Source organism: Dyadobacter luticola, assembly GCF_005860805.1.
GTDB classification, from domain to species: domain Bacteria; phylum Bacteroidota; class Bacteroidia; order Cytophagales; family Spirosomataceae; genus Dyadobacter; species Dyadobacter luticola.
Window position 1 is genome coordinate 29,851 of the sequence record NZ_VCEJ01000002.1, and the last position, 15,541, is coordinate 45,391.

The following is a 15,541-nucleotide window of genomic DNA, read 5'->3' on the forward strand; positions in this document are numbered from 1 at the left end:
ACTCTATCAAAGAAAATGTCATTTTTCAAACGTAAAAAAGACGTCAAAAACCAGTGGGGCTGGTTTGGAAATTACGATAGCTGGGAGGCATTGACGTCACTTTCAGGCGGATATGAAGCGGCAAGCATTCTGGATATCACCAAAAATGCGTTACTGAAAGTTAAAAACGGGGACGCGGCTTACGAGCGGGATTCTGTTTTGTTTGACAAAAAAATCTATCCCTATGCTGTGATCTCGGCATTGCTGTATGCTGCGCTGGAATGTGATAATGTACTGAATGTCATTGATTTCGGTGGCTCACTGGGGAGCACATTTTACCAGGTGCGCGATTTAATCCCGACTTCCGTAAAGCTAAATTGGAGTGTCGTGGAGCAGGAAAATTATGTGCGCTGCGGGCAGGAAATGTTTGAAGATGATACCCTGAAATTTCATTTTACTGTAAAGGAAAGCATGGCTGAAAAGCAGGCCAATGTGCTCCTGCTTTCCAGCGTCGTGCAATATCTTCCTAAGCCGCACGAATTTTTAAAAGAAATGATAACCTACGGCTTCCAATACATCATTATCGACCGCACGGCATTTACCAAAAACAACCAGCCCGACCGCCTCACATTACAGATCGTGCCGCCCGAAATCTACGAAGCCCGCTATCCTGCCTGGTTTTTAAATGAAGAAATATTTCTCGCGCATTTCAAAGACTACGAACTGAAAACCGAATTTGCCTCCTACGTCGATGGTGAGCAGGAAATGGAAATCGACGGTATCAAAGCCGGGTACGATAAGGGATTTTTCTTTGTCAGGAAGCAGGTTCGCTGAACATATCTATCAGAGTCCCCATCGCGCTTTCCAGGTGCATCCAGCCGACGGTCTCCATCGAAACTTTTGCTTCGGCGGTACCTCTTTCCTGCATTGGTTTTTCGTAGACAGCGATGGCGGCTTGTACGTCGGTAAACTCCTCATTGGTAAGGCATTCGCACAATTCCAGCGCATCCAGCATGGCCAGGTTGACGCCCTCGCCGGAGGGAGGCATCAAATGTGCCGCATCGCCTAGCAGCGTCACATTGGCCTGCGGCTCCCAACTTTGATCAAACGGAATGCTGTATTGCGGACGGATCAGCAGCGGCAGGCTTACATTCTCAAACATTTCCCGCCAGACTGGCGCCCAACCCGCAAACTTTTCATCAAACCATTCCAGTAGCTGCGCCCGGTCAGAAAAACGTATTTTGTTTTCACTGCCCCAATGTTCATCCACGAGGCAGCTCACATAAAAATCAATGCTGCCATCGCCCTTCGCTGATACATGATAAAACAGCCCGTCGGCATGCGTATAGATTTTTCCGCCTTTCAGCAGCGCGTGCATGTTTGGTGCGGTAGTCTCGGCGTTTTCAATGTTTCCCTGCAAAATGGTGCTGCCCGCATAAAAATAACGCGCATCCGTCACCATAGGGCGCACTTTGGAATTACCGCCGTCCGCGCCGACAACGATGTCCGCGATTACCTTTTTACCATTTTTAAATGTCAGTTCCCACTGATCGCCCGCTTTCGTCATGCCGGTAAACTGGCTGTCCCAAACCACCGTTTCCGGTTCCAGCGAATCCAGCAGCATATCCCGCAAGTCGCCCCGGTCGATCTCCGGCCTGAATGCTTCTTTGCCAAAATCGTTCTCGTATTTCCGTTCGTGCTCATCGTAGAGGATGTTTCCATCTTTATCCACCACGCGGCCCAGATCGGCGCCAGGGCGGTAGGTTTCTTTGAAAACTTCCATCAATCCCATCGCTTCCACCGCTTTCAGGCCCGATTCAAAATGTAAATCGAGCGTCGCGCCCTGCACGCGTACATTTCTGTCGGTATCCCGCTCATATACTTTCACGTCCGCGCCTTTGCGCTGCAATAATCTGGCGAGCGTCAGTCCACCCGGACCGGCGCCTAGTATGGCTATTTTTTTGTTGTCCAATAACATATCTGTGTTTCTTATTTTTATCTGAACACAAAATTCTTACTATTTTTAAGGATAAAATAGTCTGCTGTGATCTTAAAATAGTCGTGAATGAAAATTAAAGCCAGTGGGCCGGGTATGATGGCGGACTTTACCCAGGGAATAGGTGCTCATGTCCGCGGACGTTTTATTGAGATCCCTGAAAGCAAAGGGGCGGGCTACATCACAGGATTCAACTGGGGGAGCGACCTGCGTATGCTGATCCGGAATTTCTATTTAAAAGAGCAGGTTTTTGTTGAGTGGACCAATAAGTCGATCGACGACCAGAAGCATGTGGTATTTCTGCTTAGCGGCATTTTTCCCTCGATGATTCCGTCTGACGAGCTGTCGCCCGAGCGGGCCAATGTGCTGATTTGCGGGCAGCTGTCTTCGGCGGTTGTCAACATGCCGTCGAACACAGTTTTCGGTAGTGTCACAATCGGGGTATCCCAGGAATTTCTGCACAAGCTTTTCGGACATCTGGACCACCCGCTGGTGACGAGCATCCTGGAAGCCAGTGATAGTTTTGTTTTTGAAACCGGTATTTCGCCCCAAATTGTCAACGCCGCCAGCGATATGCTGAACGAACCGGTACCGGAAGATCTTGAAAATCAATATTACAGGCTAAAATGCGAGGAGTTGCTTTGTCACATTTTTGCTCTGTTACTAAAAAGGGACGCAATACCCGCCAGCCGGATGCATATCGACGAGATCAAAGCGCTTTATGCCGTCAAGGAAAAGTTAATGTCCCGCCTGGCCGAGCCGCCCAATATTTCCTCGCTGGCGCGGGAAGCAGGGATGAGCGAGCCGAAATTGCGGAAACTTTTCAGGCAAACCTTCGGGAAAGGTGTTTTTGAATTCTACCAGTCAGCCAGGATGCAGGAAGCCGCCCGGCTGCTGAAAGACAAACATTTAACCGTTTCGGAAGTGGGTTATCAGCTGGGTTTCACCAATCTGAGCCACTTTTCGCGGGTTTTTGAAGAGTACGCCGGAATAAAGCCGAAGAAATATTCTTCCACGGTCACAGCTCCGGCGTGACGTACAGCACCTTCCCGCTGACCCGGATTTCGGTTTCGACGAGGTATTTACGGCGGCGGCTTCTAGCTATCTGCGAATCATGAGGTTTGGGGACTTAGTGCCGAGAAGGAAAACGGACAAATTCTTGGTAGTTGGCCTGGCTGGGATGGGAAGTGGACTCCGTTGGAGGAATTTTTGAAGAACAAAAAATAGCCGACTGCGGTTTAACTTCAATACCATTCGAAGACTTAAACCAACCCAATTTAAAATTGAGCTCAACCATTAACCCCCTCCTCTGCGACCCGGCGACCGGCGTTTGCGAGATTCCTGGACTTGACGTTTCTTCGGAAGGCCGGATTAACATGCAGTCGGATAAGCCTGTAAAAGTGACTTATTTCACCGATCCGATTTGCTCGACTTGCTGGGGGATTGAGCCGCAGTTGCGAAAGTTGAAGCTGGAATATGGTGATTATCTGGACATTGATTACCGAATGGGCGGGCTGCTGCCGGATTGGAATTACAACAGCGGCGGAATCAGCAAACCTTCGGATGTGGGGCCGCATTGGGATGAGGTGAGCGCGCATTATCAGATGCCGATCGACGGGGATGTTTGGCTGGAAGATCCTTTGCATTCTTCTTTTCCGCCTTCGGTTGCGGTGAAAGCAGCCGCTTTGCAGGATGAAATCAAAGCCGCCACATTTATGCGGAAGCTGCGGGAAGCGGTATTCTTGGAGAAAAAAAACATTACGCGCTGGGAAGTGATCAGCGAGGCAGCTGCCGCAGTAGGACTGGATGTGGATCAGCTGAAAACTGATTTTGAAGGTCTCGGAAATGATTTGTTTGAAGAAGATCTCGCGCTCGCTAAGGAACTCGGAGTGCGCGGTTTTCCAACCATGTTATTCACAGACCAGGATAGTAACCAGCTGAAAGTCTATGGGTTTAAACCTTACGAAACTTTTGAAAATGCGTTGCTGGCGATTTACCCCGATGCCGTGAAAAAGCCGGTCAATTTGACCTCGGACATTTCCTTATTTGAACATTATCCAACGTTGACGCCGAAAGAATTTGCCACAATTACTGCTATTTCTTTTGAAGAGGCCGAAGAACAATTAGATAAGCTTTTCGAGCAAAATCTGGTTGATAAACTAACCATTAAAAATGGGTCGGTTTACAGATTAAAATAACCAGAAGAAGGGAGATGAAGTAATAATATCAGTTTGCTTCTGATTTTGATAAAATTGGCGGTTGCATTGCTTTGAAATCAATATATTCAGGCATTGTAAACCGCCAATTTCTTTTCACCGATGAAAAACTTTCTGCTTTTTCTGTTCGCTGCGTGCACATTGCTTTCCTGTAAAGAAAAATCTGAAACCGGTTCCGGCGATTTTGGGAAAATGTCGGATAGTCTTGTGAACGATTATTTGGCCTGGCGTCCGCAATATGGCGTTTATCTGGGTTATCACGAGTATGACGGCAAAATGACGGACCTCAGCAAAGCATCCATCGATGCCGAATTGGCGAGGCTCAAAATGATGGACGCGAAATTGTCTGCCATCGATTCTTCTACATTGAGTACCAGGGACTTTTATGACCTGCAGATTTTGCAGCACGGGATCAAGACGGAGATTTTCAATATGGAAGAGCTTGGGATTTTTACTAAAAATCCGATGACTTATGCCGGTGCAATTGACGCAAATATTTATATCAAAAGGGCTTACGCACCGATAGAGGACCGGTTGAAGGCGATCATTGCGATGGAAAACCAGGCGCCGGCATTGTACGAAAATGCCAAAGCAAACCTGCTCGATACACTCGCGAAACCTTATGTGGAAACTGCGATCCAGATCGCGAGAGGTTCGACGGCATTTTTGGGTGGCGATCTGGTGACGGCGATCAAGGATGTGAAGAATGATACGTTAATGTCCTCATTTAAAGCGGCTAATAAAAAAGCGATCGACGCAATCAATGCTTATGCCGATTATCTGGAAAAGGAAAAGTTGCCAAAGTCACACAACCGGTACGCGATCGGGCGGGAGAAGTATCAGAAAATGCTGACTTATAACGAGGGGATTACGTTGACGCCGGAGCGGATTTTGGAGATTGGTTTGCGGGAATTGAAAAAGGAGCAGGAGATTTTCAATGCGGCGGCGAAAATCATTGACCCTGCCAAAAAGCCGGTGGAAGTTTATAATGATCTGCAAAATGAACACCCGACGGCCGAGAAATTGCTGCCCGATACGCGCAAAACATTGGAGTCGATTCGCCAGTATCTGATTGATAAAAAGATTGTTACCATGCCTTCGGAGGTTCGGGTGAAGGTGGAGGAAACGCCTCAGTATGCCCGCGAAACGAGTACGGCTTCGATGGATTCGCCGGGGCCTTTTGAGAAAAAATCGACGGAGGCTTACTACTATATCACGCCGGTCAATAATAAGTGGACGCCCAAACAGCAGGAGGACTGGCTGCGGCAATTCAACTATTTTTCAAATGATGTGGTCACGATTCACGAGGCGTATCCGGGACATTACACACAGTTTTTACATTTGAATGCATCATCGGCGAGCCGGATTGAAAAGATATTTGCGAGCTATGCCTTTGTTGAAGGCTGGGCGCATTATACCGAAAAAATGATGCTGGACGATGGTTTTGGCAACAATGGGGATGCCAAACATGCGGCGAAATACCGGCTGGCGCAGTCGGGAGAGGCTTTGCTGAGGTTATGCCGCCTGTGCGTTTCAGTGAAAACACATTGCCAGGGTATGACAATCGACGAGGGCACGAAGTTCTTCATGGACAACTGGTACCAGGGCGACAAGCCGTCGCGGCAGGAGGCGCTTCGGGGTACTTTTGACCCAGGTTATCTTTATTATACGATCGGCAAACTGCAAATTCTGAAACTCCGGGCGGACTATCAAAAGCAGGAAGGTGCCAATTTCTCCCAACAAAAATTTCATGATTTGATACTGGATAATGGCATGCCGCCCGTGCGATTGCTACGGGAAGTTTTGCTGAAAGACAAAAGCATTTGGGGCGATATCTTATAGTGAATCAATGTGATACGTTTCCCGACCGATATTTTAACCTGGCTGGGAAGCGTCGCGTTTTCTCCAGGAATAAGCAGCAACCGAGTTTTTCCAGAAATACTTTTCCGCTACTTTCTCGCCTTTTTCCATGAAATAAGTGCGCACCAATTTCAAACCATCTTCAAAAGGCAGCCACTGATCACTATTGGGCCAGTCGCTTCCGTAAAGCAACCGGTCTTCGCCGAAAATGCCATAAAGTTCGTCCAGGTGATCACGATAAAAATCCAACGTGGTCGGCACTTTTCCCTCGACCCGGCGCAAAACTTCCGAGACCTTGCTATATACTTTCGGGCGTTGACCTAATTCTTTCAAATCGGTCAAATAACCTTTTCTGACCATCTGACTTTCGGGAATTGTCATTTGCGGCAGGTGATCGATCACAACTTTCAAATCAGGCACTTTGTCTGTGAGCTTTACAATTGCGGCAAGCAGCTCCGGGTTTGGATTTGCAGTATCGAGCACCATTCCCGCCCGCGCAAGTAATTTAATGTCAGTGATGAAAGCAGGATTTTCCACTTCTTTGGCCAAATCATTCCCCCAAAGATTGCCATAGCGAATCCCCCGAAAAAGTGGATTCGCCTGAAAACGTGCCAGTTGTTTTCCAAAGTCCGCCTTGCCCGGTTCCAAATTCCCAATCACACCGACAATGATGTTATCCTTCGCCGCAGTATCCAGCACCCACTGATTATCTTCCAGCCACGGACTTGCTTCCACGACAATTGCGCCGCTGATTCCCAATGGTTTGGCAATTTTACCATATCGCTCTGGCACTGCTGGTTTATACAGAATTTTATCCTTTTTTTCAGGCCAGGGAATGCCCTGAGGCCGGTTTGGATCGAAGAGATGAATGTGCGTATCAATGATCGGGATCGGCGGATTTTGTTCGGATTGGAATGTCGGAAGTCCGGTGGCTAAAGTGGCGCTGGCGGAGACGGTCAGAAATTTTCTTCGGTTCATTTCAATGTTATTTTGATGTAATACCTTACAATCCACCTACGCGTAACCCACTTGGCACCGACGTCGGTACCGTCTTGTGAAATTCATCATCATTAAGCGTATTTAAAAATTCCACGATGCGGGAGATGTCTTTGAAATTCACGTCCATGTGGGTCGCAAGCGTATCGATCTGGCCGGATTTTACGTGCGGGTTCAGTATTTTGCCGCCAGCTACATCTTCGTAAAAGAGCAACACCTGGTCCAAAGTGGCGAATTTGCCGCTATGCATGTATGGGGCGGTGTACCGCAGGTTTCGTAATGTGGGCGTGCGAAAGTCGTATTTTTTAGTGGCGCCGGCGTCGGTTTCTTTGCGGTTTTCGGTGTCGGGTACGCCCAATGTGTGGAGTTTGAAATCGGAAAACATCGGTCCGGAGTGACATTTGGCGCAGCCTGTGACCAAAAATGCATTCAATCCTTCTTTTTCGCCGGTCGATAATGCATTGCTGTCGCCGCGCATGTACTGGTCGAAGCGTGTGTTGGTGGCGATCAATGTCCGCTCGTAGGCGGCGATGGCTTTTGACAGATTTTTGTGATTGACCGGCTGTGGCTCACCTGCAAATGCTTTGGAAAACAGTTGATTATATGCCGGAATTTTCCTGATCCGCTCCACGATCTCTTCGAGAATCCGGTGATCTTCAATGGTAGCGCCCCGCATTTCTTCCAATGTTTTGATTGGCTCCAAAGCCTGATTTTCAAGACCTTTTGCCCGCAAATCCCAAAACATCGGTGCCGATTCCGGATCGTACGGCTGGTTATTTGTAATACCATTGAAGGCCGTATTCAGCACGCTTTGCGAATTTCTTTTTACAAACTGAATCGTATTATTTGCTGCAAAACGCCGGTTACTGCCTGTACCCAAGCCATTTACGCCGATCGAAGTTTCCAGAAACTCCGCGTAATTAAACTCCGGCTGATGACAAGTTGCGCAGGAAACATCTTTATTTCCGGAGAGCACCGGATCAAAAAATAACATTCTGCCGAGTTCCACTTTCTCGGCACTCGAAGGATTGTCTTTTGGGTGGGTAACTTCTTTAGGCAACGCGCCTAGATCCGCGATTGTTTCCACCACTTTATCCTTCCGCTGACGCAGCTCTCTGCGATCCTGCCCGCAGGCGAGGCAGAATAAGGTTAGGAAAAATAACAGGCAGATTCGGGGCATAATTATTAAAGCCCGGGCGCGGTTAATTTTAATGCAAACAAGGCATTTCCAGGATGCCCCTACGGGGCAATGGAAATTTTGTCAAATGTTTTTTCTAGAAACAGGTTGCCGCGCTGCGGCTTTTTTGGCACTTCGCTGCAAATATCCCCCGTGCCAAATTTGCTTGTCAGAAAAATCCTGAGAATATTCGCATTCCTTAATAAATCACAACATTGTTATGAAACATCTTGTAAGTTCTGCCCTGTTATGGTGCGGGAGTGGTGAAAATCCCCCGGAGCGCTTGTTGTAAGCGTTAAGGACACCTTAGACAGGGCTTTTTCAAATCCATTAAGTCGGGAAAATGAAAGAGGAACTGAGGCCTGTTTGAGAAATTAATAAAAGGGCAACCAGTATTTGACTGGTTGCCCTTTTACTGAAATATGATCCCCACTACCGCGGGCAGCGCAGGATCGTGATGGAGCGATCGGCTACGGGTACTTTGCCGGAAGAGGGGATAAGTTCCTCTTTTTCACCGATAAAGCTTTCGCTCGTATCGATCACAACGCGCCAGCACGCGCCGCATTCTTCCGACGGCATCTGAAATTCGATTGACTCTTCGGTGGGATTGAAGATGATATGAAAATGATCGTCATACAATTTTTGACCGTCCATGTTCACGCAGCGGATACCAAGACCATTTAGAAAAACTGAAAACGGACCGGCATTCGCCTCGCCCCAGCTTTCTTCGGGGATCACATTGCCGTCGGGCAAAAACCACATGATATCCTTGATGTCGCTGCCTTTCACCGGCATATCCTGGAACCACCGCCGGCGCTGGAATGACGGGTGACTTTTGATAAAAGCAATCAGCTGCTGCGTAAATGTCAGCTGCTGCTCGTCTACCTTGTTCCAGTCGAGCCACGAAATTTCGTTATCCTGGCAGTATGCATTGTTATTGCCCTGCTGCGTTCGGCCCCACTCGTCGCCTGCTACCAGCATCGGTACTCCTTGGGAAATCAGTAGGTTAACAAGAAAATTCCGTCTCTGCTTCGCCCGCAGCGCATTGATTTCCGGATCGTCGGTTGGACCTTCCACACCATAATTGTACGAATGGTTGTTTTCTTCGCCGTCCTTGTTATCCTCACCATTGGCCTCGTTATGCTTTTCGTTGTAGCTCACCAGATCATTGAGCGTAAAACCGTCGTGCGCTGTGATGAAATTGATGCTTGCGGTAGGCCTGCGGTAACTGTTATAATAAAGGTCGGGACTGCCGGTGAGGCGCTGGGCCATAGCGGTCATTTTAATCTCGCCGCCTTTCCAGTATTCCCGCACCTGGTCACGGAAAAGCCCGTTCCACTCACCCCAGCCAACCGGAAATTTACCCACCATATATCCGTCCTCATTAATGTCCCAGGGTTCGGCAATAAGCTTCACTTGCGAAATGATCGGGTCCTGGTGAATAATGTTGAAAAACGAGCTCAATGTGTCTGTATCATGCAGCGTCCGGGCCAGCGCCGCGGCCAGGTCAAAGCGAAACCCATCAATGTGCATATCCGTGATCCAGTAACGCAGGCTATCCATGATCAGCGCCAGCACATTCGGCAGCTGCACATTGAGCGTGTTTCCGGTACCGGTATAATCCATATAATGACGCGGATCGTCCTCCATCAGCCGATAGTAAGCAGCATTGTCAAGTCCTCTGAATGAGAGTGTTGGCCCCATGTGGTTTCCTTCGGCAGTGTGGTTGTAAACCACGTCGAGGATCACTTCAATGTCGGCTTTGTGGAGCGCTTTTACCATCGCTTTAAATTCCTTCACCTGCTCGCCCGGCTCCGAGCATGAGCAGTAGCGCGGGTCGGGCGCGAAAAAGTTGAGCGTGTTATAACCCCAGTAGTTGGTCAGGCCCTGATCGCAAAGGTGTCGGTCGGCCAGGAACTGGTGTACCGGAAGCAGCTCTATGGCGGTGATGCCCAACGCTTTAAGGTACTCGATGGTTGCCGGGTGCGCCATACCGGCATAGGTGCCGCGGTGCTGCTCGGGGATCTGCTCATTCATTTTGGTAAAACCCCTGACGTGCGCTTCATAAATGATCGTCTGGTGATACGGCCGGTCAATGCGCTGGTCGTCTTCCCAGTCAAAAGATTCATCCACGACCACCGATTTGGGAATATACGGGGCGCTGTCATCGGTATTCATGCTCAAATCTTCTTCGGGATCACCGATGCGGTAGGCAAATAGCGCATCGTTCCATTCCAGCGTGCCGCTCAATGCCCTTGCGTAAGGGTCTACTACGAGCTTCGCCGGATTAAACCGGTGACCATTATCCGGCTCGTAAGGTCCGGAAACGCGATAACCGTACAGTTGTCCAGGGCCGAGACCGGGGACGTATACATGCCAAACGTGATGCGTAATTTCCTCAATTCTGATCTTGGCATACTCTTTATTTTCCTCATCGAACAAGCAAAGTTCGATGCTCTCGGCATTCTCCGAGAATACGGCGAAGTTGACGCCCTGTCCATCCCAGTGTGCTCCCAGCGGATATGGCTTGCCTGGCAGTGCCCTAAGGTCTACATCTGCCTCGGTTTCTTCTAGTTCGTTTTCAATGTGTGAGTCCATTTTAGTCAATTAGGTGGAAAATGGCCGTTTGATTATGATTTTCATGCCAGCAAAATTTGTGCAAGGCAGAAAATGGGAAGCCACAACCGGATATTAATTTGTGTCAGGCTTTGGCAAGCTCAAAATAAAAAGTACTTCCCATCCCGATTTCGCTGGTGACCCCGATGTTCCCGCCCTGGGCCTCGATGAATTCTTTGCTGATAGCCAGGCCGAGCCCGGTGCCAGTTTTGGAGCTGCCGGGGACCTGAAAATACCGGTCAAAAATGCGGGTGCGGTAGCGGCTGTCGATGCCTTTCCCGTCGTCCCGCACCGAAAACTGAATGCTGTTTCCCGCATCGGCTACCCGGATGTGGATTTTGCCCTCTTCCTGAGAGTAGCGCACCGCATTGGTCAGAAAATTGATCAGTACCCAGGCTGTTTTTTCCATGTCCGCCTTCACGTCGGGCAGCAGCTCGTCGGCTTGTATCACCAGCTCAATGTGTTTTTGGTCAACCGGGTTCTTAACGGCGTCGGCGGCGTAGTTCAGGATGGCATACGGACTGCTTTGCTGAATGTTGAGCTGAATGTTGCCGGTCTCCACCTGCGACATGCTCAGCAGCTCACCCGTGATTTTCAGCAGGCGGTCGCTGTCTTCCCGGATACTCGAAACCAGTTGCTGCTGATCATCATTCAAAGTACCGGTTTGCTGCGTTTCCAGCAGTTGGAGGCTCATTTTGATAGATGAGATCGGCGTTTTCAGCTCGTGGGAAACTGTCGCGATGAAGTTGGTTTTTGCAAAATCCAGTTCTTTGAAAGGCGTAATGTTTTTAAGCAAAATTACCTGACCGATGAATTTCTTCACCCGCTCGCCCGTCGGTACGATCGTGATATCGACGACCTCTTTTTCAAAATAGCTTTCTTTATTATCTGCGTAAATTTTAAGGGAAGCAGGATGGTTTTGTCCATTCAGTTTTTGGTTTTCTTCAATCAAAACCCGGATCAGATCATTTTGCACCGCCAATTCCGTGGCTGACTTTCCCAGTAAATCGCTGACAGCCAGACCAGAAATTTTAACTGCTTCCTCATTCGCAAACAATACATTTTTATTTTCATCCAACCCGATCACCGGCTCGTGCATGTTGCTGATCAGCGCCTCGATGCGTTTTTTCTCCACCAAAATCTGGGACAAATTGCTGTTATCATATTCTTCCAGCTTTTCGGCCATGGTATTAAATGAACTCGCCAGCTCGCCAAATTCATCATTACCAGCAAAATGCAGCCGCTCGGAATAATTTTTCGCCGCGATCGCCCGGATACTTTCCGTCAGCTCGCGGATCGGGTTGCCAATGTTGCCAGGGAGGTTTACCAGCAATGTGAGCGCGATCACAAAACAAATCGTCCCCGCCACCGCAATCCACAAAAAAGCCGACTGGACCGTCAGCAGCGCCTTGTCGCTTTTAGCCAAAATCGCCTGCATATTGATCCGCGTCAGCTCAGCCAGGTCCCGTCGGATTGCTACCTGCAAGGCTTCATCATTGGTATTGATTTTAAGTGATTTAAACCGTGCCGCTATCTTCTGCGTGATTTCGCCTTCGCCAGGTTCCGTCACGTTTTTCAGCTGATTTTCAAGATTTTGTTCAAAAACTTTCCACGCTTTCGGGTCGACTTTTGCATCATCTACGGCCAGCAGCATGTTGCGGGTATAGTCCAAAGTTTTGTAGTTGTCTTGCAGGATATTTTCTGTGTCTTCTTTCAAAACATACACATACCGCGCGGCAATGAGCGATAATGCCAGGATCATCAGGAAAAGGAGCCCGAGCCCAAGCCGCAGTTTGGTTTTAATTTTCATACTTGAAATTTGCTAAAAATGTCATGAAAGGATCACGAGGTCAATGTCGGAAGAAGACAGCTTTTTCAAAAGGTTGTTGAAAAGATTGGTCGCTAAAATCACCCGGATCAGTGTGATATGTGGCTTTCCGATGCAAATAGTCGTGATTTCCCGCTGCTCGGCCACCTCTATGATCGCCTCCGAAATGTTGGAGCTCTGCACCCGCACAATCTCCGCACCCATTTCCGTCGCCAGCTTAAAGTTGTTGATCAGATGTCGCTGCTTGTCCAGCGCAATGTTATCCTGGCTTTCCTTGGGCGTCTGTACATAAAGCAAAAACCATTTGCTATTGTAGTAGCTCGCCAGCCGGGCGGTTTTCCGGATCACATGACGGGCAGTACTTTCGTTGCTGCTGATGCATGCCAGAAATTTTTCACGGCGCGAAGCCACCAGCCGCGGTATCTCCGACTCCACTTTCCGCTCCACCTGGCTCGCCACTTCTTTCAGCGCCAGCTCACGGAGTTGCAGGATATGGTCGGGCTTGAAAAAGTTGTTCAGTGCCGTCTGAATCTTTTCGGGCCGGTAAATTTTGCCTTCTTTTAGTCGGGTAATCAGCTCATCCGCAGTGAGATCGATGTTCACCACTTCGTCGGCAGCCCCCAAAACACTGTCAGGTATCCGCTCCTTTACCTCCACGCCCGTAATGTTTTTGATCTCCTCGTTTAAGGATTCAATATGCTGAATGTTGACGGCGCTGATCACATTGATTCCCGCTTCCAGTACTTCCAGCACATCCTGCCAGCGCTTGTCGTTTTTGCTGCCCTCAATGTTGGTATGCGCCAGCTCGTCAATCACAACTACCTCAGGACGAAGCCCAATCACCGCCTGCACATCTAGCTCGTCAAGCTCTTTTCCCTTATAAAAAAGTTTTCTGCGCGGGATCACCGGCAAGCCTTCCAGCAAGTCGTGCGTCTCCTTGCGGTTATGCGTTTCAATGTACCCGATCTTCACGTCGATCCCGTTTCGGAGCAGCGCCTGCGCCTCCTGCAGCATTCGGAAAGTTTTGCCCACCCCGGCGCTCATACCAATGTAAATCTTGAATTTTCCCCGCCGCGATTTGCGGATCAGGTCGAGAAAATGCTGGGCGCTGGGGTTGGTTTCGGACATGGTAAGGGGTGGAAGATTGATGTTTTTATATCAAAAAGATTGGCTAAATCAGAATGCGAGGGACAAAGAAGACGTTAGAAAAACATTGTTTTTGTCAAAACCGGCATCACTACGCTGAGCGAAAATGCGGTCTTTGCTGCTCAGATTTCGCGCCTCAACCCGCCAGAGCACATTGGGAAAAATCGCATAATCGATGTTAGCCGAATATCCGAATGTTTGAAAACCGTTGTTAGTGCCGGTGGCAATGATCACGCCATTTTTATCCTGAAAATATTCGCCCCGTGCCGCTACATTCAGTTTCGGCGAGATCGTATACCGCGCAACAATCACCGGAACGAACCATTTGTTATAACTGCTGCTGCCTTTCGATTTCTGCTCCATCCCGTAGTCAAATCCCAATGTTACACCGAATTTTTCCGCAAGCTGGAATATGCCATAAAAGTTATGATAGTAACGCATCTGGCGCAGGCTGTCGGGTTTGTCGTTTCCAATAAAAGTGCTGTAATTCAATGTAATAACGGATGAAGGTTTAAATGTCACCTGCGTACCGAATGCCGGCGTCGTGTTTCCATCCACCCGCTGGATCCGCTGCCAGCCATTTAAGTACATGGCAGAAAGATATAGCTTCTCGTCTTTGGTCGTGAAACCTAGTTTTACCCCGGACTCAAAGTAAGGTGTATTCTCAGCCACCAAACTTCTGGTCAATGTCCAGTTATCCTTCCCGATCGCACTTTCAAAGCCAATATGCGAAGGCATAATCCCTGCATCCAGCCACAGATTGCTGTTTTGAGAAAGTTTAACACCGATATTTGCTTCAAAGATATTCTTCAAAACACCCGGTTCAGCGGCGTAATTGGCATTCACATAAGTACCCGCAGCGAACGCCAGATTGGCCCGGACGCGGTCAGTATTGTAATTTGCTTTAACCAGTCCAAGGTTGAGATTCGCCTCGCCGGTCCGGTTGAAGTTGTACAAAAATCCAGGTGCTGTATTATTGACCGGCCTGCTGAAATTATAGCTGTAGTAAGCTTCAAGATAGCCACTAATTGTGAACGGACTTTTGGTTTCGGTGGAATCCTGTGCCAGCGACATCGTCGGAATAATCAGACTTAATGTGCTGACTACAAATGCCCTTACTATTAAATTTTTCATTTTTTCAAATCAAGAATAATCAAATCAACATTTAAAGCTTTTCCAAAGCCAGGTTCAGACCGAGCACATTTACTTTTGCAGGGCCGAACATGCCGAAAAGTGGTTTTTCAGTATGAGAATCAATCAGGTTTACGATAGCGTCCTCGGAAACTTTGCGCACCGCGGCAATCCTTTTCACTTGTACCAATGCTGCTTTGGGAGAAATATCCGGGTCCAGGCCACTTCCGCTGGCGGTCACCAGCTCGACAGGAATGTCTTTTAGGTCAACGTCCGAATTGTGTACACGGAATGTATCGATCCGCGCTTTGACCATCGCCAGATACTCCGGATTCGAGGGGCCTTTGTTGCTCCCTGCACTTCCGGCTGCGTTATAATCCACCGCCGAGGGGCGGTTATTGAAAAATTGGTCTTCCGTAAAAGTCTGACCCACATTGGTGTAATACTTCTTACCATTTGCCACCACGACTTCACCATGCCCTCTGTTAGGCGCCAGCTGCGCCACCCCCCAAATCAACCCAGGATACAACACGCTAAAAAACACCAGCGTCACAATCGTTAATCTAATCGCAGGAATTATGTTCGTTTTCATTTTT

Annotated in this window: 12 protein-coding genes; 4 read left to right on the forward strand and 8 right to left on the reverse strand. The window is 48.6% G+C overall.

What is annotated here, in order from left to right; all coding sequences use genetic code 11:
• Positions 1-15: 15 nt before the first annotated feature.
• Positions 16-813 (forward strand): methyltransferase, TIGR04325 family, encoded by a 798-nt coding sequence (locus FEN17_RS00145; protein ID WP_138363302.1) that lies wholly within the window; start codon positions 16-18, stop codon positions 811-813.
• Here the strand turns inward: FEN17_RS00145 and FEN17_RS00150 are convergent.
• Entirely contained in the window at positions 794-1,957 is a 1,164-nt protein-coding gene (locus FEN17_RS00150; RefSeq protein ID WP_138363303.1) for an FAD-dependent oxidoreductase, read from the reverse strand. The two genes, FEN17_RS00145 and FEN17_RS00150, sit on opposite strands and share 20 nt — an antisense overlap.
• 87 nt (positions 1,958-2,044) lie before the next feature.
• On the opposite strand from FEN17_RS00150, the gene FEN17_RS00155 reads away from it, so the two are divergent.
• The 3 genes from FEN17_RS00155 (at position 2,045) to FEN17_RS00165 (ending at position 6,033) form a co-directional block, all read left to right on the forward strand.
• On the forward strand, positions 2,045-3,010 hold the full coding sequence (locus tag FEN17_RS00155) for a helix-turn-helix transcriptional regulator (protein ID WP_138363304.1): 966 nt from the start codon (positions 2,045-2,047) through the stop codon (positions 3,008-3,010).
• A 248-nt stretch (positions 3,011-3,258) separates the two neighbouring features.
• Positions 3,259-4,173, forward strand: coding sequence for a ClpXP adapter SpxH family protein (locus FEN17_RS00160; RefSeq protein ID WP_205748077.1), 915 nt, complete (start codon positions 3,259-3,261; stop codon positions 4,171-4,173).
• Between the two features lie 120 nt (positions 4,174-4,293).
• The gene (locus tag FEN17_RS00165; RefSeq protein ID WP_138363305.1) at positions 4,294-6,033 is read left to right on the forward strand and encodes a DUF885 domain-containing protein; all 1,740 of its coding nucleotides are present in this window, start codon (positions 4,294-4,296) and stop codon (positions 6,031-6,033) included.
• Between the two features lie 33 nt (positions 6,034-6,066).
• Here FEN17_RS00165 and FEN17_RS00170 read toward each other — a convergent pair whose 3' ends face one another.
• The 7 genes from FEN17_RS00170 to FEN17_RS00200 form a co-directional block, all read right to left on the reverse strand.
• Positions 6,067-7,029 carry an amidohydrolase family protein gene (locus FEN17_RS00170; RefSeq protein ID WP_138363306.1) on the reverse strand — a complete coding sequence of 321 codons (963 nt, stop codon included), beginning with the start codon at positions 7,027-7,029 and terminating at the stop codon, positions 6,067-6,069.
• Between the two features lie 25 nt (positions 7,030-7,054).
• Positions 7,055-8,227: a cytochrome-c peroxidase gene (locus FEN17_RS00175; protein ID WP_138363307.1), complete on the reverse strand. Its 1,173-nt coding sequence runs from the start codon at positions 8,225-8,227 to the stop codon at positions 7,055-7,057.
• Between the two features lie 429 nt (positions 8,228-8,656).
• On the reverse strand, positions 8,657-10,822 hold the full coding sequence (gene glgX / locus FEN17_RS00180) for a glycogen debranching protein GlgX (protein WP_138363308.1): 2,166 nt from the start codon (positions 10,820-10,822) through the stop codon (positions 8,657-8,659).
• 103 nt (positions 10,823-10,925) lie between these two features.
• Complete coding sequence (locus FEN17_RS00185) at positions 10,926-12,650, reverse strand: HAMP domain-containing sensor histidine kinase (protein WP_138363309.1); 1,725 nt, start codon at positions 12,648-12,650, stop codon at positions 10,926-10,928.
• A 21-nt stretch (positions 12,651-12,671) separates the two neighbouring features.
• Positions 12,672-13,796 (reverse strand): sensor protein KdpD, encoded by a 1,125-nt coding sequence (locus FEN17_RS00190; protein ID WP_138363310.1) that lies wholly within the window; start codon positions 13,794-13,796, stop codon positions 12,672-12,674.
• 48 nt (positions 13,797-13,844) lie between these two features.
• Entirely contained in the window at positions 13,845-14,948 is a 1,104-nt protein-coding gene (locus FEN17_RS00195) for a porin (protein WP_138363311.1), read from the reverse strand.
• Positions 14,949-14,979: 31 nt separating this feature from the next.
• Entirely contained in the window at positions 14,980-15,537 is a 558-nt protein-coding gene (locus tag FEN17_RS00200; protein ID WP_138363312.1) for a K(+)-transporting ATPase subunit C, read from the reverse strand.
• Between the last annotated feature and the right edge of the window lie 4 nt (positions 15,538-15,541).

Coding starts and splice junctions, on each gene's coding strand:
- FEN17_RS00185 (WP_138363309.1), bottom strand. CDS start 12,650: ATGAAAATTAAAACCAAACTGCGGCTTGGGCTCGGGCTCCTTTTCCTG.
- FEN17_RS00170 (WP_138363306.1), bottom strand. CDS start 7,029: ATGAACCGAAGAAAATTTCTGACCGTCTCCGCCAGCGCCACTTTAGCC.
- FEN17_RS00175 (WP_138363307.1), bottom strand. CDS start 8,227: ATGCCCCGAATCTGCCTGTTATTTTTCCTAACCTTATTCTGCCTCGCC.
- FEN17_RS00190 (WP_138363310.1), bottom strand. CDS start 13,796: ATGTCCGAAACCAACCCCAGCGCCCAGCATTTTCTCGACCTGATCCGC.
- FEN17_RS00155 (WP_138363304.1), top strand. CDS start 2,045: ATGAAAATTAAAGCCAGTGGGCCGGGTATGATGGCGGACTTTACCCAG.
- FEN17_RS00200 (WP_138363312.1), bottom strand. CDS start 15,537: ATGAAAACGAACATAATTCCTGCGATTAGATTAACGATTGTGACGCTG.
- FEN17_RS00150 (WP_138363303.1), bottom strand. CDS start 1,957: ATGTTATTGGACAACAAAAAAATAGCCATACTAGGCGCCGGTCCGGGT.
- FEN17_RS00195 (WP_138363311.1), bottom strand. CDS start 14,948: ATGAAAAATTTAATAGTAAGGGCATTTGTAGTCAGCACATTAAGTCTG.
- FEN17_RS00165 (WP_138363305.1), top strand. CDS start 4,294: ATGAAAAACTTTCTGCTTTTTCTGTTCGCTGCGTGCACATTGCTTTCC.
- FEN17_RS00145 (WP_138363302.1), top strand. CDS start 16: ATGTCATTTTTCAAACGTAAAAAAGACGTCAAAAACCAGTGGGGCTGG.
- glgX (WP_138363308.1), bottom strand. CDS start 10,822: ATGGACTCACACATTGAAAACGAACTAGAAGAAACCGAGGCAGATGTA.